Here is a 1,584-nt window from a genome sequence, read left to right on the forward strand (position 1 = left end):
AGCAGGATGCGGTGGCGCAGAAGGTCGAACCCGGCCCGGCCGTGCATCTGGCGCATGATCCTCTTCGTGCGGGTGTTGACGCCTTCGGTGCGGCCGTTGTGATGCGGGAGGGTGAGGGCGGCGTTCACGGCGTCGCGGTCGAGTTCGAGGCCGTTGGCGAAGCCATGCAGATGGGGCAGATCCTCGGCTCGGACGGTGGTGATCCAGGTGGTGAGCATGGCGTCGTTGCCTTCGGCTGGGGTGAGGAGTGCGGCGAAGTCGCGGACCAGGCGGGCAAGGGCGGTCAGTTCGGGGCAGGCGGCCGTGAGTTCCTGCACCAGCTGGGTGTCGCTCTCGCGTAACCGGTCGGGGTGGGTGAGCAGGAGACGGGCCAGGCGGCGCGGGGTGGTGACGGGCCGTTCTCCTTCGGCTCGGCCTTGGGTGATGTAGCGGTAGAGCAGGTTGAGGCTGCCGGTGTAGCCGAGCTCTTTAATTTCGCGGAACAACTGCAGGACAGGAACGGCCGGGTCGGCGGCGCGCCGTTCTCGCAGGTGATCGCGATAAGGATCGACAAGAGTGGGCCGGTAGCGCGGAGCGCGGCGCAGGGCATCAGGTTCGCGAGTGCGGGCGTAGCGTTTGACGGTGTTGAGGGACAGGTTCAGGCGGCGGGCGCATTCCAGGAGGCCGACGCCCTTGTCCAGCAGGTCGTGGATCTGCTGCCGGCGTTCACGGGTGGTCTGTTCGTGGACGCCGGCGGGCCGGGGCTGGTTGACTGTGGCCCAGCAGGCGCTGTGGGAGCGAACCTCGGCGAGGGTCTTGTCGCAGAGATTCGCCCACAGGTGCCACCGGTCCCCGACCTGCACCGCATCCGGCAGGGCACGTCGAATCGCCTCGCCGTAGGCGCCCGACCCGTCGCGGCAGACGATCTCGACCCCAGGGTGGGATCGCAGCCACGCCTCCAGCTGATCGGCACCGCGGCCGGGCAGAACGTCGATTCGCTCGCCGGTCTCGGCGTCGATCAGGATGGTGGCATACCGGTGCCGGCGCTTGAGCGCAAAGTCATCGACCCCCAGCACGCGCGGAATCCGCAGCGCCGGTAGCGGCAGCCGCACCAGCAGGCGCAGCGCTGTGGACCTCGAAATCGCGATGGCCAAGACCGCCGACAACCGAGCACCCGCCCGGCCGGCCAGTTCCTTCACCATCGCGCCCAGTTGGCCGGTGAGCCTGCTGGTGCGACGCTGGTAGCGCTCGAGCAGCCCAGGCACCTGCTCACGAAACGTCTGCCGAGGGCATCCCCATACTGGGCAGACCAGACGTCGTACCTGTAGCGACACCACCACCCGGCGACCATCGACCGGGACATCGGTGACCGTCCGGCTCACGTAGCCGTGCACCCGACCAGTCAGCGCCCCGCACACCGGACACGGCACTGGCTCATGACGTGTACGAGCCATGACCCGGATAAGGTCGTCCTCGTCCTGTACTGCCTCGATGACCAGGGAAGACAGTCCCGCAAATACCACACCCACAAGATCGTCGATCTTCAGCACGGCCCAGCCTGGCAGGGATCACTCAGTGCCACCACCGATTACGGGCCAGAGCCGA

General features: G+C 67.7%; 1 protein-coding gene. It reads right to left on the minus strand.

Annotated features, from left to right (window positions below):
- Window positions 1-1,529: ISL3 family transposase (locus ID574_RS59210; protein ID WP_223168227.1), on the minus strand; the 1,529-nt coding region annotated here is incomplete at its 3' end.
- Window positions 1,530-1,584 lie beyond the last annotated feature (55 nt).

The organism is Nonomuraea sp. SYSU D8015, from assembly GCF_008065375.1.
In the GTDB taxonomy this organism is placed as follows: Bacteria; Actinomycetota; Actinomycetes; order Streptosporangiales; family Streptosporangiaceae; genus Nonomuraea.